This window comes from Mycobacterium sp. E802, assembly GCF_001666875.1.
GTDB lineage: Bacteria > Actinomycetota > Actinomycetes > Mycobacteriales > Mycobacteriaceae > Mycobacterium.
The window spans coordinates 12,695-32,713 of sequence record NZ_LZJD01000006.1; the positions used below are offsets into that span (position 1 = coordinate 12,695).

20 protein-coding genes are annotated in these 20,019 nt (G+C 66.5%); 9 read left to right on the forward strand and 11 right to left on the reverse strand.

Annotated features, from left to right (window positions below; genetic code table 11):
• Positions 1–5 precede the first annotated feature (5 nt).
• Positions 6–908 (reverse strand): LLM class flavin-dependent oxidoreductase, encoded by a 903-nt coding sequence (locus A5699_RS00775; RefSeq protein ID WP_067763987.1) that lies wholly within the window; start codon positions 906–908, stop codon positions 6–8.
• Positions 909–1,046: 138 nt separating this feature from the next.
• On the opposite strand from A5699_RS00775, the gene A5699_RS00780 reads away from it, so the two are divergent.
• From A5699_RS00780 to A5699_RS00800, 5 genes are all read left to right on the forward strand, one after another.
• Positions 1,047–1,646 (forward strand): TetR/AcrR family transcriptional regulator C-terminal ligand-binding domain-containing protein, encoded by a 600-nt coding sequence (locus A5699_RS00780; RefSeq protein WP_067763992.1) that lies wholly within the window; start codon positions 1,047–1,049, stop codon positions 1,644–1,646.
• 131 nt (positions 1,647–1,777) lie between these two features.
• The gene (locus A5699_RS00785; protein ID WP_067763993.1) at positions 1,778–2,854 is read left to right on the forward strand and encodes a hypothetical protein; all 1,077 of its coding nucleotides are present in this window, start codon (positions 1,778–1,780) and stop codon (positions 2,852–2,854) included.
• A gap of 13 nt (positions 2,855–2,867) precedes the next feature.
• Entirely contained in the window at positions 2,868–3,650 is a 783-nt protein-coding gene (locus A5699_RS00790) for an SDR family NAD(P)-dependent oxidoreductase (RefSeq protein WP_067763996.1), read from the forward strand.
• Between the two features lie 11 nt (positions 3,651–3,661).
• Positions 3,662–4,105, forward strand: coding sequence for a nuclear transport factor 2 family protein (locus A5699_RS00795; protein WP_231965517.1), 444 nt, complete (start codon positions 3,662–3,664; stop codon positions 4,103–4,105).
• A gap of 13 nt (positions 4,106–4,118) precedes the next feature.
• A complete protein-coding gene (locus A5699_RS00800) occupies positions 4,119–4,706 on the forward strand; it encodes a TetR/AcrR family transcriptional regulator (protein ID WP_067763999.1) in 588 nt (195 codons plus the stop codon).
• Between the two features lie 5 nt (positions 4,707–4,711).
• Here A5699_RS00800 and A5699_RS00805 read toward each other — a convergent pair whose 3' ends face one another.
• Positions 4,712–4,990, reverse strand: coding sequence for a ferredoxin (locus tag A5699_RS00805; RefSeq protein ID WP_067764123.1), 279 nt, complete (start codon positions 4,988–4,990; stop codon positions 4,712–4,714).
• Between the two features lie 2 nt (positions 4,991–4,992).
• Positions 4,993–6,135 (reverse strand): Rieske 2Fe-2S domain-containing protein, encoded by a 1,143-nt coding sequence (locus A5699_RS00810; RefSeq protein WP_067764125.1) that lies wholly within the window; start codon positions 6,133–6,135, stop codon positions 4,993–4,995.
• A gap of 102 nt (positions 6,136–6,237) precedes the next feature.
• On the opposite strand from A5699_RS00810, the gene A5699_RS00815 reads away from it, so the two are divergent.
• Positions 6,238–7,941 carry a 3-ketosteroid-delta-1-dehydrogenase gene (locus A5699_RS00815; protein ID WP_067764002.1) on the forward strand — a complete coding sequence of 568 codons (1,704 nt, stop codon included), beginning with the start codon at positions 6,238–6,240 and terminating at the stop codon, positions 7,939–7,941.
• A gap of 17 nt (positions 7,942–7,958) precedes the next feature.
• Here A5699_RS00815 and A5699_RS00820 read toward each other — a convergent pair whose 3' ends face one another.
• Complete coding sequence (locus A5699_RS00820; RefSeq protein WP_067764005.1) at positions 7,959–8,645, reverse strand: PadR family transcriptional regulator; 687 nt, start codon at positions 8,643–8,645, stop codon at positions 7,959–7,961.
• A 122-nt stretch (positions 8,646–8,767) separates the two neighbouring features.
• Between A5699_RS00820 and A5699_RS00825 the strand changes: the two genes are divergently transcribed.
• The 3 genes from A5699_RS00825 to A5699_RS00835 are packed head-to-tail and all read left to right on the forward strand — an operon-like array spanning position 8,768 to position 11,949.
• Positions 8,768–9,373, forward strand: a complete 606-nt coding sequence (locus tag A5699_RS00825) for a PaaI family thioesterase (RefSeq protein ID WP_067764008.1) — start codon at positions 8,768–8,770, stop codon at positions 9,371–9,373.
• Positions 9,374–9,383: 10 nt separating this feature from the next.
• Positions 9,384–10,622 carry an APC family permease gene (locus tag A5699_RS00830; protein WP_067764011.1) on the forward strand — a complete coding sequence of 413 codons (1,239 nt, stop codon included), beginning with the start codon at positions 9,384–9,386 and terminating at the stop codon, positions 10,620–10,622.
• 52 nt (positions 10,623–10,674) lie between these two features.
• The gene (locus A5699_RS00835; RefSeq protein ID WP_067764012.1) at positions 10,675–11,949 is read left to right on the forward strand and encodes a uracil-xanthine permease family protein; all 1,275 of its coding nucleotides are present in this window, start codon (positions 10,675–10,677) and stop codon (positions 11,947–11,949) included.
• Here the strand turns inward: A5699_RS00835 and A5699_RS00840 are convergent.
• The 7 genes from A5699_RS00840 to A5699_RS00870 form a co-directional block, all read right to left on the reverse strand.
• On the reverse strand, positions 11,930–12,955 hold the full coding sequence (locus A5699_RS00840; protein ID WP_067764016.1) for an NAD(P)/FAD-dependent oxidoreductase: 1,026 nt from the start codon (positions 12,953–12,955) through the stop codon (positions 11,930–11,932). The two genes, A5699_RS00835 and A5699_RS00840, sit on opposite strands and share 20 nt — an antisense overlap.
• Positions 12,952–13,461 carry an isoprenylcysteine carboxyl methyltransferase family protein gene (locus A5699_RS00845; protein WP_067764020.1) on the reverse strand — a complete coding sequence of 170 codons (510 nt, stop codon included), beginning with the start codon at positions 13,459–13,461 and terminating at the stop codon, positions 12,952–12,954. Before A5699_RS00845 ends, A5699_RS00840 begins: the two co-directional genes overlap by 4 nt.
• The gene (locus A5699_RS00850) at positions 13,461–14,528 is read right to left on the reverse strand and encodes a type III polyketide synthase (protein WP_231965518.1); all 1,068 of its coding nucleotides are present in this window, start codon (positions 14,526–14,528) and stop codon (positions 13,461–13,463) included. Before A5699_RS00850 ends, A5699_RS00845 begins: the two co-directional genes overlap by 1 nt.
• A gap of 60 nt (positions 14,529–14,588) precedes the next feature.
• Positions 14,589–15,278 (reverse strand): class I SAM-dependent methyltransferase, encoded by a 690-nt coding sequence (locus A5699_RS00855; protein ID WP_067764025.1) that lies wholly within the window; start codon positions 15,276–15,278, stop codon positions 14,589–14,591.
• The gene (locus tag A5699_RS00860; RefSeq protein ID WP_067764026.1) at positions 15,275–16,546 is read right to left on the reverse strand and encodes a glycosyltransferase; all 1,272 of its coding nucleotides are present in this window, start codon (positions 16,544–16,546) and stop codon (positions 15,275–15,277) included. Before A5699_RS00860 ends, A5699_RS00855 begins: the two co-directional genes overlap by 4 nt.
• A gap of 203 nt (positions 16,547–16,749) precedes the next feature.
• A complete protein-coding gene (locus tag A5699_RS00865) occupies positions 16,750–18,186 on the reverse strand; it encodes a M28 family metallopeptidase (RefSeq protein ID WP_067764028.1) in 1,437 nt (478 codons plus the stop codon).
• On the reverse strand, positions 18,183–19,691 hold the full coding sequence (locus A5699_RS00870) for a M28 family metallopeptidase (protein WP_067764030.1): 1,509 nt from the start codon (positions 19,689–19,691) through the stop codon (positions 18,183–18,185). The genes A5699_RS00865 and A5699_RS00870 overlap by 4 nt, the downstream gene beginning before the upstream one ends.
• Positions 19,692–20,019: the final 328 nt, after the last annotated feature.

Below are 20,019 nucleotides of genomic sequence, written 5' to 3' on the forward strand. Positions count from 1 at the left end.
GTGGATCAGATACCGAGCACCTCTCGCGCCCGGTCGATTTCGTCGGGATCGGCGGTCGTCGGAACGAGCCTGAGCTCATCGAGACCCGCTTCACGTGCGCCGTTTACGGCGGCGAGGAGCCCCGCGGCTCCGCAATTCAACGTCCCTGCGGTCGGCGCCGTCAGATAAGAGGACTCAACTCCGGTGAGGTCGATATCCTGGACCCAGAAATCCTGTACATGCTCCCCGAGCTGATTCTCCGGGTCCGGACCGAGCGCGAACCAGACCGGTGCGGAGAAGTGCGGCCGGTCGGTCCTTCCCGCCGCCCGCCAAGCCTGGATGACGCGTTCCCGCTGCGCCGCCAGCGCCTCGGCATCAAAGTGGAGGGAATGCGCCGGGTCGCTCACCCCGACCGCCCACTGCGCGGCCCGAGCCAGCGCCTTGGGGCCGATCACGCCGGCGACAAGCGGGATGCCGCCTTCCTGGACCGGCGCGGGCCCTACGGGATGGTGTCCTTCGACGGGAGGCTCCTGTGCCCACACCCTGCGCATCGCCGCTACGGCCTCGTCCATACGTTGGCGCTTCCGGTCGAGCGCACTGCCGACCGCGAGATAGTCCTCATCCCACGCGCCGATCCCGACCCCGAGGGTCAGACGTCCGCCGGACAGGACATCAACGGTCGCAAAATCCTTCGCGAACTGGACCGGCTGCCGCATCGGGAGCGCAACGACGTCGGTCCAGAGCCGCACGCGCTCGGTCATCGCTGCCGCGGCGGCGAGCTGTGGGACGACCGACCAGCTGTCGGGATAGAGCACCCGTTCGTACGTGACAAGGCCGTCCCACGGCCCTTCGTCGATCTTGCGATACCACGCAAGCTCCATCTCGCGCCCGTGGGGGAAGAGGGTCGGAAGACCCATGCTGATCTGCATTTGGGAGTACGTCTCTTTCCGAGGAGTTCTAGTGGCCGTCGGCGTTATTTGAACAGAATGTCGCGTTAACACTTTCCAGTTGGACCGCTCAGTGGGAGACGGTGATTCGCGACCGACGAGCCGTAGTACACCGGTGGCATGGGCGTCCCGGATTCAGCAGCCAGGCCACGCGTCCGGCCCGGCGGACGCAGCGAGCGAGTCCGCGAATCGGTGCTGCGTGCGTGTCTGGAGCTGTTGACCGAGGGCAAGGTCGAACTCCCGATCGCCGAGGTTGCCGACCGGTCGGGCATCAACCGCGGCACCATCTATCGCTGGTGGCCCACCTCGATCGAACTGCTCAACGACGCCCTTGCGTTCCACGCCCGTCAGCGCACCGATGCTCCGGACACCGGAGCGTGGGAGAGTGACGCCCGCTCCCTGATCACCGAGCTCGCTTCGCTTGCAGCCGATCCCGTCGAGCGCGGGATCATGGCCACGATGATCTCGGATCGATACCCGTCATTGAACGACGCGATGATGGGTTGGTACCGAAACGACCTCCCACAGTGGTTCGCAATGATCGAACGCGCCATCGGCCGTGGCGAAGTGAGTCCTGACGCGGACCCCGCCGTCGTGCTCCAGACGATGTTGGCGCCGGCCGTGTCCGTCTCGCTTTTCGAAGGGCGCGCGCTGACACACCAGGAGATCGACTCGCTGGTGACATTGGTCTGCCGCGCAACGGCGCCTGTGCGCAGCTGAGCAAAGAATCGCTTCATACCCGGTGGCGCCCCGAATTGATCTCCCGATCAGCGGTCACCTCCGCGTCCGAGAATTCGCGCTGCCTCCAGACTCGGACCAGCGAGACCGCTGAAAGCCTTTAGGAGACAAGAATGCTGACCGACGAACGACGACTGGAACTGTCCGACGTCCTGCGGCCCGCGGCCCCGCCGCGCGAGATCACCGACGTCTACACCGACGACCAGAAGCAGCGGCTCCTCGACGTCGTCCACACCCAGGGCCCCTGGAAGCTCATCATCGCCCAGCACTTCGCCTCGGCCGACGAGTTGATGGCCACCATGAGTGGCGCCTTCCCCGAGGGCTTCACGCCCTCGCTGGACCTGTTCCTCACCCCCACGTTCCGCGGCTACCTGGCCAACTACGGCACTGTGCTTTACCCCGAACTGCACGACTGCTTCTACAACGCCGGATTCCTCGAGCAGGCCAAGAACTACTGGAACGCCGAGTACGCCAAGCCGGAGATGATGCTGTTCAACATCAACGGTCCGTGCGCCAACCGCGACCCCGGCCACCTGGACTCCCCCAGCTTCCGCGGCGTACGCCACGAGAACGCCCCCACCTGGCTGTGCAGTGTGATGGGCAAGTCCGGGCTGTTCACCGACTACCTGATCAAGATGGCCCAGGTGATCACCTGGTTCTCGCTGGACGAAGGCTCCGGCTTCACCTACTGGCCCGACGGCCCGCTCAAGCCGCCCGCCCGGGTGCTGCCCCCGATCAATAACCGTGGCGTCGTCGTACAGAACGAGATGATGGTGCACCGCGGCGAGGCGAACGGCCCAGTGGAGCAACAGGTTCCGGCCGGCCTGGCGTTCGATACCGTGTTCACCGGGGACCCGGCGGACCGCAACCAGTGGCTGTTGAAGAACGGCGAGGACGTCATCGCCCGCCACCACACCGACGAACTGCGCTTCCTGGTGCACTGGTCGGCCGAGGTGTTCTCGGACTACGACGAGCTCAAGAAGAACATGGACGGATCCGACGACATCACGATCGAACGGGCCATCGGCATGATGGTCGACGATCTCAAGGGCAAAGGCATGAAGCTGGACGTACCTGGCGAGCCGCTGCACGATTCGGAGTTCATCGGTGCCCTCAACGCCGCCTACGACCTCGGCGGCCCCAGCAGCTACCCGGAGGAAGCGCCGATCTCGGCCTTCCAGCTCGCCTGAGCCACGCGATCTGATGAACAGATTCTCAGACCGGCGCGCCATCGTCACCGGAGCCGGCTCCGGTATCGGTGCGGCCACGGTGGCCCGTCTGCTAGACGAAGGCGCCACGGTGGTGGCCTATGACATTTCTGCTGACGGCCTGGCGGCCACCACGGCGGCCGCCGAAACTGCAGGCAGCGGCAAAAGACTCACCACGGCAATCCTCGACATTTCACGCGAAGATGACGTGATCGCCGCGGTGGATGCGGCCGTGACCGAGTTGGGCGGACTGGAGGTGTTGGTGAATGCGGCAGCCATGCAGACGTGTTCGCACACCCACCAGACCACCCTCGAAGAGTGGAACCGCACCCTGGCGGTCAACCTGACCGGTACCTTCCTGATGACCCGCGAAGCACTCCCGGCATTACTGGCCTCTGGGCGAGGTGTCGTGGTGAACTTCACCTCCACCGCCGCGACGTTCGCCCACCCCTACATGGCGGCGTACGCGGCGAGCAAGGGCGGCATCCTCAGTTTCACCCACTCTCTGGCGCTGGAGTATTCGAAGCAGGGTCTGCGGGCAGTGAACATCCAGCCCGGTGGGGTATCGACTGCCCTGGCCAACAGCACCCTGGACAAGATGCCCGAAGGATATGACCTCGGACTCTGGATGAAGCAGACCCCGTTGCTGCACGGCGCCGAAAGCGAAATCCTCGGCGACCCGAGCGCGGTCGCATCGGTCATCGCGATGGTCGCCTCCGACGACGGCGCATTCGTCACCGGCACCGAGATTCGCGTGGACGGCGGCGCGCACGCGTGAGTGGTGAACAGGTGGATTTCGTTGCCTTGAGGGCGCTGCGCGATGAGCGCGACATCGAGCGAGCGCTGACTCTCTTTGCCCGCGCCATGGACGATCGGGACTGGGCCACGATGGCCGAGATCCTCGCCAACGAGGCCGAGGGTGATTTCGGGACCGGACGTTTGACGGGAAGTCCCGCGATCATCGACATGATTCGCGGGTACCTCGACAGTTGTGGCCCGACTCAGCATCTGCTGGGCAACATCGTCATCGACGTCGTCGACGACACCGCGACCAGCCGGGCCTACATCCGTGACGTGCACCTGAATTCGGCCGGCGACCCGTCGACGCGTTTCTACACGCTGGGTGACTACCACGACACCTGGCACCGGGATGGTGACGGCCGGTGGCGGATCACCGAGCGGATCAAAGCCAACCGCGCGTATGTGGGGCCGCTGGAAATCTTCGGCAGTTAGGCATGTTGTCACCATGAGCACCCCCGCGTTGACCATCGCAGCGACGCCCCTCAGTTCCCGTCGGCTGGCCCGGCGCGATCGGATCATCCAGGCGGCGATGCGACTGGCCACGCAGGGCTACGACGCCTGCCAGATCCGTTCGGTCGCCACCGCGGCAGGGGTGGCGGCCAGCACGGTGTACCAATACTTTCCGTCCAAGGACGACCTGCTGCTGGCATGTTTCTACGAATGGCTGTGGGACTTCGAAACCGAGTTTCCTCGTGGCACCGCCGAGCCGGATCCGCTGCAGCGTCTGCTCCGGGTCGCGCTGAGCCTCACCGACAGGCTGTGCTCGTCACCACGGTTTGCCGAGGCCCTGATTCGTCCGTATCTCTACGCCGACGGCACTGCCGCTACCCAAGCTGACCTGGTCCGCCGGCAGACGGTGCGAATCTTCGTCGAGGCTGTCGGAGGCGGCACTTCGACGCCGCGAGAAATCGGCGCCGCCGAAGTGCTCTCCGACGTCTGGATGACCAACATCGCAGCATTCACTCAGCAGCGCATCGGTTCCGACGAACTGTCACACCGGCTGGCCCGGACGGTCCGTCTGCTGACGGGGTGAGGCTGTCAGCGCGACTCGTCGACCACCGGTAGCGCCCCGGCGCGTACTGCGTCGACGATGGAGTTACCAAGCGCCGAGCAGGCCAGGAACAGGCCCTGGCTGCCCGGGCTGATTAATTGAGTTGCGGTGCAACGCTCCTCACATCGTCCGAGCGCGGCAGCGGTCCATTGCACGCTGGTCTGGTTCCAGCTGCTCTTTCGCACCTGCACGCCCGCCCCGCACCGCCGGCACTCGACCGGCACCATCGGTGCGTCGGCGAGCCGATTGTCGGGGCGGATCGCCATCGTCATCCCACCGGTCCGGCGGAGGCACGGGCGGCCAGGTTGGCTTCGACTTCCTTCATCCACGCCTCATACGGCCGGGTGGTGTCGAGCTCGAATTCGAAGCGGTCCACCATGTCCGGTGTCACGTCAGCCAGGTCGACGTAAAACTGCTCGTACCACCGTCGAAGCTGATACACCGGGCCGTCCTCTTCGACCAGCAGCGGGTTGTCGATCCGGGTCTTGTTACGCCAGATCTCGACGTCCTGCTCGAATCCCATCTTGACGAAGTCGCCGAGCGCGATCGCCGTCTGCATGGCCAGTTCCTCCGGCATGGCCGCGTTCTTTTCCACCACGATGCCGTACTGCAGCACAAAGGAATTGGCGTCGATCGGATAGTGACAGTTGATCAGCACCGTTCGCTGGTCGAACTCCTGGTAGTGGTAGGTCAGATCGTCGATCATGAACGACGGCCCATGGTAGGAGGCCAACGACGACGTACCGAGCAGCTTTGATCCTTCGGGATCGCCGATGTCCGGCCGGCCGGCGCTCTTCATGTACTGGGTTGCGACGTGGCCTTCGAAGATGTTCTTGAAATGCGTGGGCAACGAACCGTGGATGTAGAAGAAGTGCGCCATGTCGACGACGTTGTCGATGATCTCGCGGCAGTTGGTGTTGACCACCGTGGTGTACCAATGCCAGTCGGTCCAATTGTCACTGGTGGCACCTTCGATGCGCGGAATGGTGACGTCTGCCGGCGGCGCCTTGCGCTCCGGGTCGTTCCAGACGAACAGCATGCCGTCCTGCTGCAGTGTCGGCCACGCCGCGGTGCGGGCCAGGCGCGGGGTGCGCTTGCTGTAGGGCACCATCTTGCAGCGGCCGTCCCCGCCCCAGCGCCAGTCGTGGAACGGGCAGGCGATCTCGTTGCCCTTCACGGTCCCCTGCGACAGGTCACCGCCCATGTGCCGGCAATAGCCGTCGAGCACGTTGATCGCGCCGTCCTCACCCCGGAACACCACCAGCTTCTGCCCGAAAGCATTGACCTGATGTGGTTCTCCGTCGGCGAAGTCACGGATCAGGCCCAGGCAATGCCAACCACGGGCAAACCGGGTGGGAACCGAACCGGCCTCGATCAACCGAATCTCGTCACCGTCTGCGTGCGTTGTCATGGCCCACATTGAACTGCGGCCGGCGGTATCCAGAAAGGTCAGTTGTCCACTCATCAGGACAATGGATTCACCGATGGCCGGTCCCCGCTCTACCGTCGCCTCGTGACCGCCACCAGCCACCAGACCATCCCTGCCGGCCTGCCCATCGCCGCGACCGAAGTCGACCTGCTCGTCATCGGGTCGGGCACCGGTCTCGCCGCCGCCCTGGCCGCGCACGAGCAGGGATTGTCCGTCCTCGTCGTCGAGAAGTCGCCGTACGTGGGCGGTTCGACCGCCCGATCCGGCGGCGCTCTCTGGTTGCCGGCCAGCCCGGTGATCGAGGACTGCGGTGGCAGCGACCCGGCCCCGCGAGCCCAGACGTACCTGGAGGCCGTCGTCGGCGATTCCGCCCCGCGGGAACGGTCCGTCGCCTACCTCGACAATCTGCGCGCGACGGTCGAGATGCTGCGCCGCACCACGCCGATGAAGCTGTTCTGGGCCAAGGAGTACTCCGACTACCACCCGGAGGAGCCCGGTGGATCGGCGGCGGGGCGCACCTGCGAATGCCGCCCGCTGGACACCGCGATCCTCGGTGAATACCTGCCCGACCTGCGGCCCGGTGTGATGGAAGCCAATGTCCCGATGCCGACCACCGGCGCCGACTATCGCTGGCTGAACTTGATGAGCCGGGTCCCCCGCAAGGGCCTGCCCACCGTCGTCAAGCGTCTGGCCCAGGGCGTCGGCGGCCTGGCGTTGGGACGGCGTTACGCCGCCGGCGGGCAGGCCTTGGCCGCCGGATTGTTCGCCGGGGCGATCCGCGCGGGAATCCCGATCTGGCTTGGCACGTCACTGACAGAACTGGTCACCGACGGTGATCGAGTCACCGGGGCCGTCGTCGAGCACGACGGCGACCGGGTCACGGTCACCGCCCGGCGCAGTGTCGTCCTCGCGGCGGGGGGCTTCGACCACCACATGGACATGCGCTGGAAGTTCCAATCCGATTCTCTCGGAAGCAATCTCAGCCTCGGCGCGGAATCCAACACCGGCGACGCCATCCGCATCGGCCAGGACATCGGTGCCGATATCGCCCTGATGGATCAATCCTGGTGGTTCCCCGCGGTCGCGCCGCTACCGGACGCCGCCCCGGCGGTAATGCTGGCCGAGCGGTCATTGCCCGGATCGTTCATCGTCGACCAGTTGGGTCACCGGTTCGCCAACGAATCTGCCGACTACATGAGCTTCGGTCAGCGCGTGCTGGATCTGGAGAAAGCCGGCACCCCGGTGAAGAGCATGTGGATCGTCTTCGATCAGCAGTACCGCAACAGCTACCTCTTCGCCGCCGAACTCTTCCCGCGCATGCCGATCCCGCAGTCGTGGTACGACGCCGGAATCGCAGTGTGTGCCAACGATTTCACCGAGTTGGCGGACAAGATGGGGATACCTGCCGACGAGTTCGCCGCGACAGTGGCCCGCTTCAACGAAAACGCCCATGCCGGACAGGATCCCGACTACGAGCGGGGCCGCAGCGCTTACGACCGCTACTACGGTGATCCGACGATCACGCCCAACCCGAACCTGCGGCCCTTGGTCAAGGGGCCGTTCTACGCGGTCAAGATGGTGCTCAGCGATCTGGGGACCTGCGGCGGTCTGCGTGCTGACGACAAAGCCCGGGTGCTGCGCGAGGACGGCACCGCCATCGGCGGGCTGTATGCGATCGGCAATACCGCCGCCAACGCCTTCGGCAACACCTATCCGGGTGCGGGTGCGACGATCGCCCAGGGACTGGTCTACGGCTACATCGCCGCACTCGACGCGGCCGCGAGGTAGCCCCGACGGGCGGACGGTCAGTCCGTGCCTTCCATGTCCTCGGCCATGTCCTCGGCGTCGTATTTCCGCTCGATCTCGTACCAATACGACGCATCCGGCCACGGAACCTTGCCGCCCTCACCGACTTTCGGAAAGTTGGCCTCCGCCTCGTCGAGATCCTTGATCAGCTGCACCGTGAGTTCGCGCTCCGAGGCGTAGTAGCGAGCCGCCCAATCCAACGCAACCTTGGCGTACGCCCAGGACGGATCGGCGCCGGCCCACTTCGCTTCCTTGGCGGCATCGCGCTGCATGCCCTCGACATAGGCAAGGTGCTCATGAAGCATCTTCTTGAGCAACTCCGGGTTGCTGAGGTGCCCCAATGTCACCCGCAGTACCGCGGGATGTTTCAGCGACGGGGGTTCGGCCGGGGACTCGCGAGCCCACCGAGTGACAGCGGCAAGGCCGCTTTCGGTGATCTTGTAGAGGCGACGGTTCCGGGTGCCGGTGCCATCGACTCGCGAGGTCAGATAACCCAGCTTTTCCAGCTTCTTCAGCTCGGAGTAGATCTGGCTGTAAGCCGGGCTGCCGTAGTAGAACCGCATGCTCCAGTCGATCCATTTGCGGATGTCGTAACCGGACAACTCGGTCTCGTACGACAGCAGCCCGAGCAGCGCCCAACTCGTCGCGGCGAGTTGCGGCTTGGCTGGTGGCTCGGGATCTTCCACTGCCCAAGCGTAACAATCCAGGTCACAGCGTCCGTTGCCACCAACCGCTGGCCGGGAAGCGCAGTTGCGCCGGGTGGCCGGCTCGGTGAATCTTGGGCAGAGATACGACGAGACGGAGATCGATGGGACTCGATGACCACGGAACCGATGTGCCAGAAGCTCTTTACACGTCCCTCACCGAATCTGTTCGCCGACTTGTCGACGTAACCATCCGCAGCCGCGTCGACCGCGACGGCATCGTCGCCGCGAAGGCGAAGATCGACGCGGCGGCCGACGAACTCAGCCAGTCGCTGATCCCAGGCTCGTTCGGTATCCCGCAGACTCCCGATGGGCGCTCCCTCACCTGGGGAAATGCGGTCATCGGCGTGCGCAACGCCCTGGCTCCCCCGCTGGAGGTCCACCATGAGCCCGACGGGCGAGTGTGGGCCGAGGTCACGCTCGGCGCCGCCTACGAGGGGCCGGCCGGGCATGTCCACGGCGGGATCTGCGCCCTTCTGCTCGACCACGTGCTCGGCGCCGCCGCACACAAGCCAGGGCAGCCCGCCGTGACCGGCACGCTCACGCTCCGCTACGAAGCCGGTACCCGGCTGGGCCCGCTGCGCGCCGAAGCGCACATCGACCGGGTGGAGGGTGTGAAGACCTTCGTCGTCGGGCACCTTGCCGGCCTCGACGGCGTCACGGTTCGGGCCGAGGGCGTCTTCTTTCATCCACCGGTATCTGCGCCCTAATATCGCGAAGGTGACCACGCCCGGCGGGCTGCAACGTCGTCTCGGAACAACAGACGCCGTCGTGATCGGCCTTGGATCAATGGTGGGCGCAGGCATTTTCGCCGCTCTGGCCCCGGCCGCAAGCGCAGCCGGCAGCGGGTTGCTGATCGGCCTCTCCGTGGCCGCCGTCGTCGCCTACTGCAACGCGACGTCCTCGGCCCGGCTGGCCACCCACTATCCGCAGTCCGGCGGCACGTATGTGTACGGGCGGGAACGCCTTGGGGAGTTCTGGGGGTACACGGCCGGCTGGAGTTTCATCGTCGGGAAAACCGCGTCGTGCGCGGCCATGGCGTTGACGGTCGGGCTGTATGTCTGGCCGCAGTGGGCGCATGCCGTGGCGGTGGCCGCGGTGGTGGCGCTGACGGCCGTGAACTATGCCGGAATCCAGAAGTCCGCACTGCTCACCCGCGTCATCGTGGCGTCCGTGCTGGCGGTACTGGCCGCCGTGGTGGTGATCATCGCCGGGTCCGGTGCGGCCGACCCGGCCCGATTGTCCCTCGGTGGCGATGTCAGCGCAGGCGGCGTCCTGCAGGCCGCCGGGATGTTGTTCTTCGCGTTCGCCGGGTACGCCCGGATCGCGACGTTGGGTGAAGAGGTCCGCGACCCGGCCCGCACCATTCCGCGCGCGATTCCGATCGCGCTGGGTATCGCGCTGGTGCTCTACGCGGTGGTGGCCGTCGCCGCGCTCTCCGTTCTCGGCGGGCCCGGGCTCGCCACGGCGCCGGCCCCGTTGGCCGATGCCGTGGCCGCAGCCGGTGCCCCGCAGTGGCAGCCGCTGGTGCGCGCGGGCGCCGCGATTGCAGCACTGGGATCTCTGCTGGCCTTGATCCTCGGGGTATCGCGCACCACACTGGCGATGGCCCGCGACCACCACCTGCCGCACAGGCTGGCCGCCGTGCATCCCCGGTTCAAGGTGCCCCACCGGGCCGAGGTGGCGGTGGGCATCGTGGTGGCACTTTTGGCCGCGACCGTGGATCTTCGTGGCGCGATCGGGTTTTCGTCGTTCACGGTGCTGTTGTATTACGCGATCGCGAACGTGTCGGAATGTACGTTGGAGCCACTCGTCCGTCGACGCCTCATCCCGGCGGTCGGTCTGGTCGGCTGCCTGGTGCTGGCCTTCTCCCTGCCGCTGGCCTCGGTGCTCACCGGACTGGGCGTGGTGGCGGTCGGTGCCGTGATCTACGGGGTGCGTAACGTGCTGCGACGCTGATGCCGGCCATCCCGCGTGCGCGGCGGCCGAACATGGTCTGTAGTTCTCAATCGTGATTCCGCTGAGTTGGAAATACGTCGAAACCCGCACGGACGAGGATTTCGTCGTCGCCCCCGGGGAACGTCTCGACTGGGCCAGCACCATCGGTATCGGTGCCCAGCATGTGGTGGCCATGTTCGGGGCCACGTTCCTGGTCCCGGTGCTCACCGGGTTCCCGCCGGCCACGACGCTGCTGTTCTCCGGAATCGGCACCATTCTCTTCCTGCTGATCACCGGCAACCGGCTACCGAGCTATCTGGGCTCGAGTTTCGCGGTGATCGCCCCGGTACTCGCCGCGACAGCCGCCCACGGCACCGGCAGCGCACTGGGCGGCCTGATCATGATCGGACTGCTGCTGATCCTGATCGGCGCGGTGGTCCACCTGGTCGGCACGCACTGGATCGATGTGGCCCTGCCACCGATCGTCACGGGCGCGATCGTGGCGTTGATCGGCTTCAACCTGGCCCCGGCCGCCAAGGACAATTTCGAGAAGGGCCCGCTGGTCGGCCTGGTGACGCTGGTGCTGCTGGTCGTCACGCTGGCGTTCTTCAAAGGGTTGATCGGCCGGTTGGCCATCTTCGGCGCGGTCCTGATCGGCTATCTGCTGGCCCTGTTCCTCGGTGAGGTGGACACGTCGAAGATCGCCGCCGCACCATGGCTCGGGCTGCCCGAGTTCCAGACGCCGACGTTCAGCCTGGCGGTGCTGCCGCTGTTCCTGCCCGCGGTGATCGCGCTGATCGCCGAGAACATCGGACATGTGAAGTCCGTGGGGCAGATGACCGACACCGACCTGGACCCGCTCATCGGGCGGGCACTGGCCGCCGACGGCGTGGCCACCGTGCTGGCCGGCGCCGGCGGCGGATCGGCCACCACCACGTACGCCGAGAACATCGGGGTGATGGCGGCCACGCGGGTCTACTCGACCGCCGCATACTGGGTCGCCGCGGTCGTGGCGATCGCATTGTCGTTGTGTCCCAAGGTCGGCGCCGCCATCTCGGCGATCCCACCGGGTGTGCTGGGCGGCGCGACGGTCGTGCTCTACGGTCTGGTCGGCATCCTGGGTGTGCGGATCTGGTTGACCAATCACGTCGACTTCTCGAAACCCGTCAACCAGATGACCGCGGCGATCCCGCTGATCATCGGGATCGCCGACTTCACCTGGCAATTGGGTTCTTTGACGTTCACCGGGATCGCGCTGGGCTCGATCGCCGCGCTGCTGGTCTTCCACGGTATGCGGTCACTGGAATACCTCGGTGACCGGCTGCGACCTAGCGCCCCAGTGCGTTGACGACGCCGCTGAACACCGACGGCAGCGCCGCCGACACCGGGGTGATGCCGTGCCGTACCGGGCCAAAGCCGCTGCCGTGTAACAGGGCTGCGGTCAGCAACCGGTAGCGGCGGGTCATCGCGCGCCACTGCCGGTCGTAGTCGCCGGGCCGGTCGTCGCGCACGCAGTTCACCAGGAGTTCGGCGGCCCCGAAGGCCAGGCCCATCCCCTCGCCGGTCAACGCATCCACGTACCCGGCGGCGTCACCGACGAGCAATACCCGGCCCGCACTCCGGTGACGGACCTTCTGCCGCAGTGGCCCGGCCGCCCGGTCCGGACCGTGCGGCACGCCGCGAATCCGCTCGGCCAGCACCGGAAATGCTGCCAGGTGCTCGTCGAACCCGCCGCGCACCGAGGTCAACACCGCCACCCCGACGCAGTTCTCACCCACCGGCGTCACGTACGCCTCGGCGTCCCGCCCCCAGTACACCTCGACGCAGTCGGACCACGGCGCGATCTGGACGTGGCGCCGGATGCCCCACCGGCGGCGTCGGCCTTCGCCGGCGCTGAGACCCAGCGCGCGGCGGATCGGTGAATGCAGACCGTCGGCAGCGGCCAGATAGCGGGCCCGAAAACCCGCCGCGCTCACCGAGATCCCGTCCTGAGTCACCGGCCCCACCTCACCGTGTACCACCTCGACCCCGGCCGCCGACACCGCCTCTGACAACGCGGCGTGCAGCACGGTGCGACGCACTCCCCGGCCGGCACCGTCACGGAACCTGGCCTCGGCCGTATGTCGCCCGTCCAGGTAGCGGATGCCGAAGAAGGCCCTGCAACTTCGTCCGTCGATCTCCACCCCGAGCTGCTGCAGCTGCCGCACCGAGTGCGGCATGAGCCCCTCCCCGCACGCTTTGTCGATCGGTCCACGGCGACGTTCCACCACCACGACCTGCAGCCCGGCCCGCGCCGCACGCACCGCGGTGGCCAGCCCGGCCGGGCCGCCTCCGGCAACGAGCAGATCGATCACGTCAGGCCTTGCAGCGCTTCGTTTTCCACCCGAATCCGGGTTCGCAGCAACGCCGCATTGGCGATCGTGAACACCAGCGCCGTAATCCACGCGCCGCCGGCCAACGGCAAGGCGGCTCCCTCGGTGACCACCGCGACGTAGTTCGGATGCGGCAACACCCGGTACGGGCCGTCGACGACGCGCGTCGCCCCGGGCACCACCACCACCCTGGTGTTCCACTGCCTGCCCAGTGTGGTGATGCACCACCAGCGCAACGCCTGGGCGCCCAGCACGACCACAACCATGCCCCTGCCCAGCACCGGGTGTGGCCGCCGACGGCGCGCCTCCAGCACCGCGCCGGCCAGCAGCCCGGTGTGCAGGGCCACCATCACCGGATAGTGTCCGGCACCGAACTCCTTGCCGCCCTGGGCCATACTCCACCGCAGGTTGCGGGTGGACACCACAAGCTCCAACACCCGCTCGGCGGCGACGACGGCGATCAACGCCAGAAAACTCTTGGGTTTCATCAGCGCCAGCGCAGCAGGACGAGTTCGGAGCAGAAACCCGGCCCCATCGCCATCAGCACGCCCGGAGCGCCCGGCGTGGGACGTTTACGGATGGTGTCGCGCAGGACGTGCAGCACCGACGACGACGACAGATTGCCGACATCGGCCAGCGACTGCCAGGTCAAATCCAGCGCGTCTTCAGGCAATCCGAGGGTTTCGATGATCGCCTCGATCACCTTCGGACCGCCGGGATGGCTGACCCAGGCGGCCACATCCTCGACCGACATGTCGTGGGCACCAAGGAAGCCGGTGACGTCATCACCCAGATAGCGGCCGACGAAGCCAGGCACCTCGGCGCTGAGCACGATCTCGAAACCATCGCTGCCGATGTCCCAGCCCATGGTGTCCAACGAGTCCGGGTAGAGGTGGCTGCGCGAGTCCAGCACATCGGGTCCAGCCGGATCGAGCTTGCGGGCCCGCTGTTCGCCGACCGCCACGACAGCGGCAGCGCCGTCGCCGAACAGCGCGCCGGCCACCAGGGTCGGCATGGCCGGATTGTGTTTGCGGGTCAACGAACACAGCTCCACCGATACCAGCACGGCCACCTTGTCGGGGGCACCTCGCAGGTAGTCGTTGAGTCGGGCGATGCCGGCGGCGCCGGCCACACAGCCCAGCCCGAAGATCGGGATGCGCCGGACGTCCGGCCGAAGACCGAGCCGGCCGGCGATACGCGCATCCAGCGAGGGCACCGCGGCACCGGTGACGGTGGTGGTCACGATGAGGTCGACGTCCTCGGGGCGCAGGCCCGCCTCGTCCAGCGCCCCCGACAGTGCGGCACAACCCAATTCGGTGGCGTGTTCGATGAACAGTCTGTTGCTTTCGCCGAAGTCGTCGAGATCGGCATATCGCTCGACCGGCAGAACCAGGTACCTGCTGTTGACTTTTGCGCTCTTGTGCAGCGCCCGTACCATGTCCTCGACCTCGGTGTAGCCGGGAAGATCCAGCAGGGCTCGGGTGACTTCATCCTGGGTATACCGGTGCGGCGGCAGTACGGCGTGGACACCGGCAATCGTGCTGTGGCTGGCCATCCTGGCGACGTTAATTCGCATACCACTACAACGGGGGTCTACCCCGGCCGGTTCATCCGGTCATGCCGAGAGGAAATCGTGGAAATGGTCGGGCGGTTGCAGATTCAGCAACTTTTGACGGTCGAGTGCCAGGTCAGCGTAGGTCAGCGCACTGATTTGTTCGGTGGAGCAGTGCAACCGCGACTCCGGGCTGCCGCGGCGCACCACCCCGAGACCGAAGTCGCAGTTCAGCACGGCAACTCGGAGGTCAGAGCGGGTGCTGCGGAGGTGAACGATCGCCTTCCACACGTCGCCGCTCCACCCGCGCAACGCCGACCACAACGGGGTCTTTTTGAAGAACTCGTCGTATGACGCTGCAGGACAGGCAATCGAGGGCGTCGCCGGGTTGCAGTCGTGCAAGATGAGTACTCCGTCGGGTCGCAAATACTGCAGGGTGTTCTCGACGTCACGCACGGCCTGCCCGTAGGTGTGCAGGCCGTCGATCAGCGCGACGTCGACGCCTCGCCTTTCGAGGAACGCCGTCTCGTTCGCGAAAAAGTCGTCACTGGTCATGTCGAAGAAGTGAGTGGCACGGGCCTGGCGCTCGGCCCGTCTGCGCGAGCGCGCCGACACCCGGAACGCCGGGTCGACGGCGATCTTCTCTGCCGCCGAGATCTGCCGGAACACCGAACCGCGACACACGCCGATCTCCAGATAGACGGACTCTTCCCGACCATCGAGCGCCTGCCGTACCGCCTTGACCCGATTCATCCCGCCCTCCGGTAACCGAACTCCTCGAGCAGATCGACCGCGCGGTTGACGCTGACGGCCGACGGAGTCATCTGAGCGGCCAGCCTCCGCGCCGCCGCGGCACGTTCGGGGGCCAGGATCCGTCGCAGATCCGCCACGAGCGTCGCTTTCGACGACGATTTGAAGCTGCGAGTGGCACCGACGTTCAACCGTTCGAGTTGACGGCCCCAGAACGGCTGGTCACCCGCGGTCCACAAGATCAATCCGGGCACCCCGGCCCGCAGCCCAGCCGCGGTGGTTCCGGATCCGCCGTGGTGCACCACCGCACGGCACAACGGGAAGACCTTCTCGTAGTTCACCGCTCTGACCACCTTGACGTGGTCATTGGTCGGCACGTCGCCGTAGTCGGTCCACCCCGAGCAGATCAACGCGCGCTGGCCCAGCTCGGCGCAGGCCTGCCCGATCATCTCGACGGTGCCGGCCGGCGAGGGCACCGGCATCGACCCGAACCCGAAGCAGATCGGCGGCGATCCTGCGGCGATCCAGGAGACGACCTCCTCGTCGGCGTCCGTCGGCTGGTGCATGGTCAGTGCCCCGACGAACGGCCGGTGTTCACGCCACGTGGACCATTCGGCGGCCAAGCCGGGAAAGCACACCTGGTCGTAGGTCTGGATTTCCAGCGCTTTCCGGTCGGCGATGCGTCCCGCCGCCGGTTTGGTCGCCTTCGGTAGACCGAGCTCACGGCGTTGCTCTTCCTCGACTTCCCTGTGCATGTGCCACCCGAACCAGTCGTAGGTCTTCATGGCCGCGCAGGCCATCCCGGCGGGCAACATCCCAACGAGCCGACCGTTGGGGCGTACCGGGAAGTAGTGCAGGGCGGCGAGCGGGATGTCGTAGTGCTCGGCGACGTTGGCGGCGACATCCTGAAAGACCAGGCCGGCGCACAGCACATCGGCGCCGTCTGCCACCGATGCCAGGGTTTTACCCATACCCGCCCAGTGCTGTAGTACCGGATCCCAAAGCTGGCGCAGCACTTTCACCGGACTTCGCCCCCTCAACAGGCCACGCCATATTTCCGGCGAGCATTTCTCCAGCAGCTCCGCGTCCCACATCTCCGACGCATCCGGGCCGTACGAGGTGCTTGCCAGTCCGACCGACTCGGCGAAGCCAGTCAGGTTCGGCGGCAACGCTATCCAGACATCGTGCCCACGTTGCTGCAATTCGAGACCGATGGCGACCAACGGTTCACAATCCCCACGAGTCCCGCTACATGCCAGTGCAAATCTCATATCCCCCAACCCCTCAGACGGCAAGAGGTTTCGGACCCAATGTTAGGTCGTGGGCGCGTGCAGACAAGGGCCTAAGCCGAAGTGGTTGCTGCCGCAACCACTCGGCGCATCGTCACGACGCCGAAACCCCTTGGACGAACAGGAGTTTTCGTCAGCAACTGACCATCGAGCAAATAGCTCTGCCCGGTGAGCCCGAGAGAGCTTCAGCCGCGGTGCCGCTTGTCACGTACCGGCACGCCGTTGGGTCCCTCGATCGACGCCGCGTAGGTCCCAACGGTGAACGCGATCGCCGGTCCCATGATCCCGAGGGCATGCGCATCGACGTTGTCGATGGTGTCGCGGCCGGTGTGATAGTTCGGGTCGAACGCCACGCCGGCCCGGCCGCCCCACAACCGGGCCTGAACCTGGGTCTTGCGTTGCGACGCGCCCGTGGTCACACCGCCCACCGGCACGCCTGCCTGCAGGAACGGGTGATAGTCGGTGTTGGCGCCGATCGGCATGTCGGCAGGCCGCACACCGCTCAGGTTCAGATAGCCGGCCATGGTCCGTTCGATGCCCGCCGACCCCTCCGGCATCGATTTGGGATCGGTGGCCTGACCGGACTGATCGCCGTCGTAGGTGAAGAATCCGGCGTTGGGTGAGCCGACCATGTCGAAGTTCAGGTACAACGCGAGATCGTCGAGTTGGTCCAGCGGCAGGCCGCGCACGTACTGCGTCGACCCGTCCAGGCCCAATTCCTCGGCACCCCAGAACGCGAACCGCACCGCATTGCGCACGTTGGGCGAACTACCCAGCTGCAAAGCGGTTTCGAGTAGGGCGGCCACCCCGGAACCGTTGTCGTTGATACCCGGTCCGCCGCCCACACTGTCGAGGTGGGCACCGGCCAGCACCACATCCGAGGCCGATCCGGTCTTCGTCTGCGCCGTGACATTGCGGTGTTTGACCATCTCGGCCCGGCCGTCGAGAACCAGCCGCACCGGTGCACTGGTGCGACGCAGTGCCGCGTCCGCGGTCTCGTCGATGACGCCGACCGGGACCGTGAGCTCGCGGTAGTAACCCGTGGAGAACAGTCCACCCGGCGCGGGCTGCCCGCCGGTGTTGACGACCAGCAGTCCGACCGCGCCCTTGGCCAGCGCGGTGTTCTGTTTCACCACAACCGAACACCCGGTGTCGTCGACCACCGCAATGGCACCGGAGATGTTCAGCGTTCCGTAATCCTCGGCCGCACATCCGGTCGGCTTGCCCGGCCGCAACGTCGGTGCGCTGAGCCCCTCTGGCGAGGTCGTCACCAGCATCGAGGCCTGGTCCACCGGATAGGTGCGCCCCGACACCGTCAGCGCCGGGTGCCCGCCGCGCATCGTGCCCATCCGCTCGAACTCAGGCGTCTGAACGTCAAACCCCTTGTCCCGCAGGGCCTGAGCCACATAGTCGACGCTCGCGTCGTACCCCGGATTGCCGACTGCCCGATTACCGCCATGACTGTCGGCGATGTCCTGCAACTTGCGCAGATGGGCGAACATGTTGTCGACGGTGATCCGGCCCGCCAGTTCGTGCGGGTCGAGCGCCGCTGCCGAAGGTGGCGCCGAGCACGCCGCCAGGGCGGCCGCGAGCACGACGACGACGAGTCGACGGGCTGTCACTGCGGGGTGATCTGATGACGCGTGCGGTCCGAGCGGACCGGGATACCGTTGCGGCCCCGCTGATCCTGCGCGTACAGACCGACCGCGAAGGCAACGCCCTCGCCATGTATCCGCAGTGCGTCGGCATCCACGTGCTCGAGGGTATCGGTGTTCTTGTGGTAGTTCGGGTCGAACGGCTGATCCACCTGCCCGCCCCACAGTTTGGCTTCCTCGCCGTTCATCTTGTCCTCGGCACCGGAGAACAACCCACCGGCGGGCACCCCGGCCAGGGTGAACCCGTCATAGTCGGATCGCCCGTCGAAGTTGGTGTCCCGCGGCGTCTTTCCGGCATCTTCCAGGTAGGCCGCCAGGGTGCGCTCGATACCTGCCGAGCCTTCGGGCACGCGCGGGCGACCACGCTCGTCCGGCGGTGCGGACTGGTCACCGTCATAGGTGAAGTAACCCGGATTGGGCGAGCCGAGCATGTCGAAATTCAGGTAGAGGGCGATGTCCTTGAGCGCGTCGAGGTCCAGCGATTCGACGTAGTTCGTCGACCCGAGCAGGCCTTCTTCCTCGGCTCCCCAGAAACCGAACCGCACGGCATTGGCCACATCCGGCGAATCACCCAGCTGTAAGGCGGTTTCCAGCACGGCGGCCACCCCGGAGCCGTTGTCGTTGATCCCCGGGCCTTCGGGAACGCTGTCGAGATGTGCTCCGACCATCACCACATCGGAGGTCGACCCGGTCTTGGTCTGCGCCACGACATTGCGGGTACGTTCGGTCCGCACACCGGCGACGAGCTTGATCGTGGTGGTCCCGGGCGCGTTGCGCAGCCGCGTCCCCACATCCTTGGTCACGCTGACCACTGGGATCTTGACGTCGGTGCGGCGGCCCAGGGTGCCACCCATCTGCTCGTCGTTGTTGGTGTTGACGACGATCATCGCCACGGCGCCGCGCTCGGCCGCCGCGGCCTGCTTGTCACCGAAGGCGCAGGCACCCCGGTCGACCAGCACCACCGCCCCGGCCACCGGCAGCCCGTCGTAATCGGCAGCTTCACACCCCGGGGTGTCCTCCACCTTCGCGGGCACCAGCGGCGCGGACACGCCTTCGGGCGGGGTGCCGATGGTGAACTCCAGCGGCTTGGCGGTGACGGGTTGACCACCCACGGTCACCTGCGGGTCCTCGGCGAAGGGCAACCGCACCTCGAATTCCGGGGTGTCCACGTCGAAGCCCTTATCCCGCAGGGCATTGACGACATAGTCGACGCTGGCGTCATAGCCGGCCGTACCCAGGGCGCGGTTGCCGTCGTGGGCGTTGGCAATGTCTTGCAGCTTGCCCAGATGCCCCATCATCGCGTCAGCCGACACCCGCTCACGCAACTGATCGGCGAACTGCACGGCCGCCGCGGAGGCGGACCCGGAGGACTGCTGCCCATCGGTCTGCAGTTCGGTCTTTGCATCACAGCCGGCCAGTCCCGCGGTCAGCACAAGTGCACCGAGAACCGCCCCCGTCGAAGTACGTCGCATTGCACCCACGGTAGCCGGTGCGCTGAACTGCCCGGCGATTAAATCGGTTGCCTGCCGGTTTGCTGTGATGGCAGGGTGATTCCCGGCGCCGAGCGGGAAGCAGACCGAGCGGGGTACCGCAACGTTTCTGTGTGTTGCCGGCGGCGCCGTGGCACAGGTAAAGGGCCTGAGGTTCGAATCCTCTCTGCAACCCCGATGCCGTCGCCGGAATCGCGCAATCCGCGGCCTTGCGGCCCGCATCCGCTCGTATGGGGATGCGACGCCCCGCCAACGATTGTGTCCGGCGGCGGTATTCCTTTGCCGCGCAGACACATACCGGAAGGAGGAC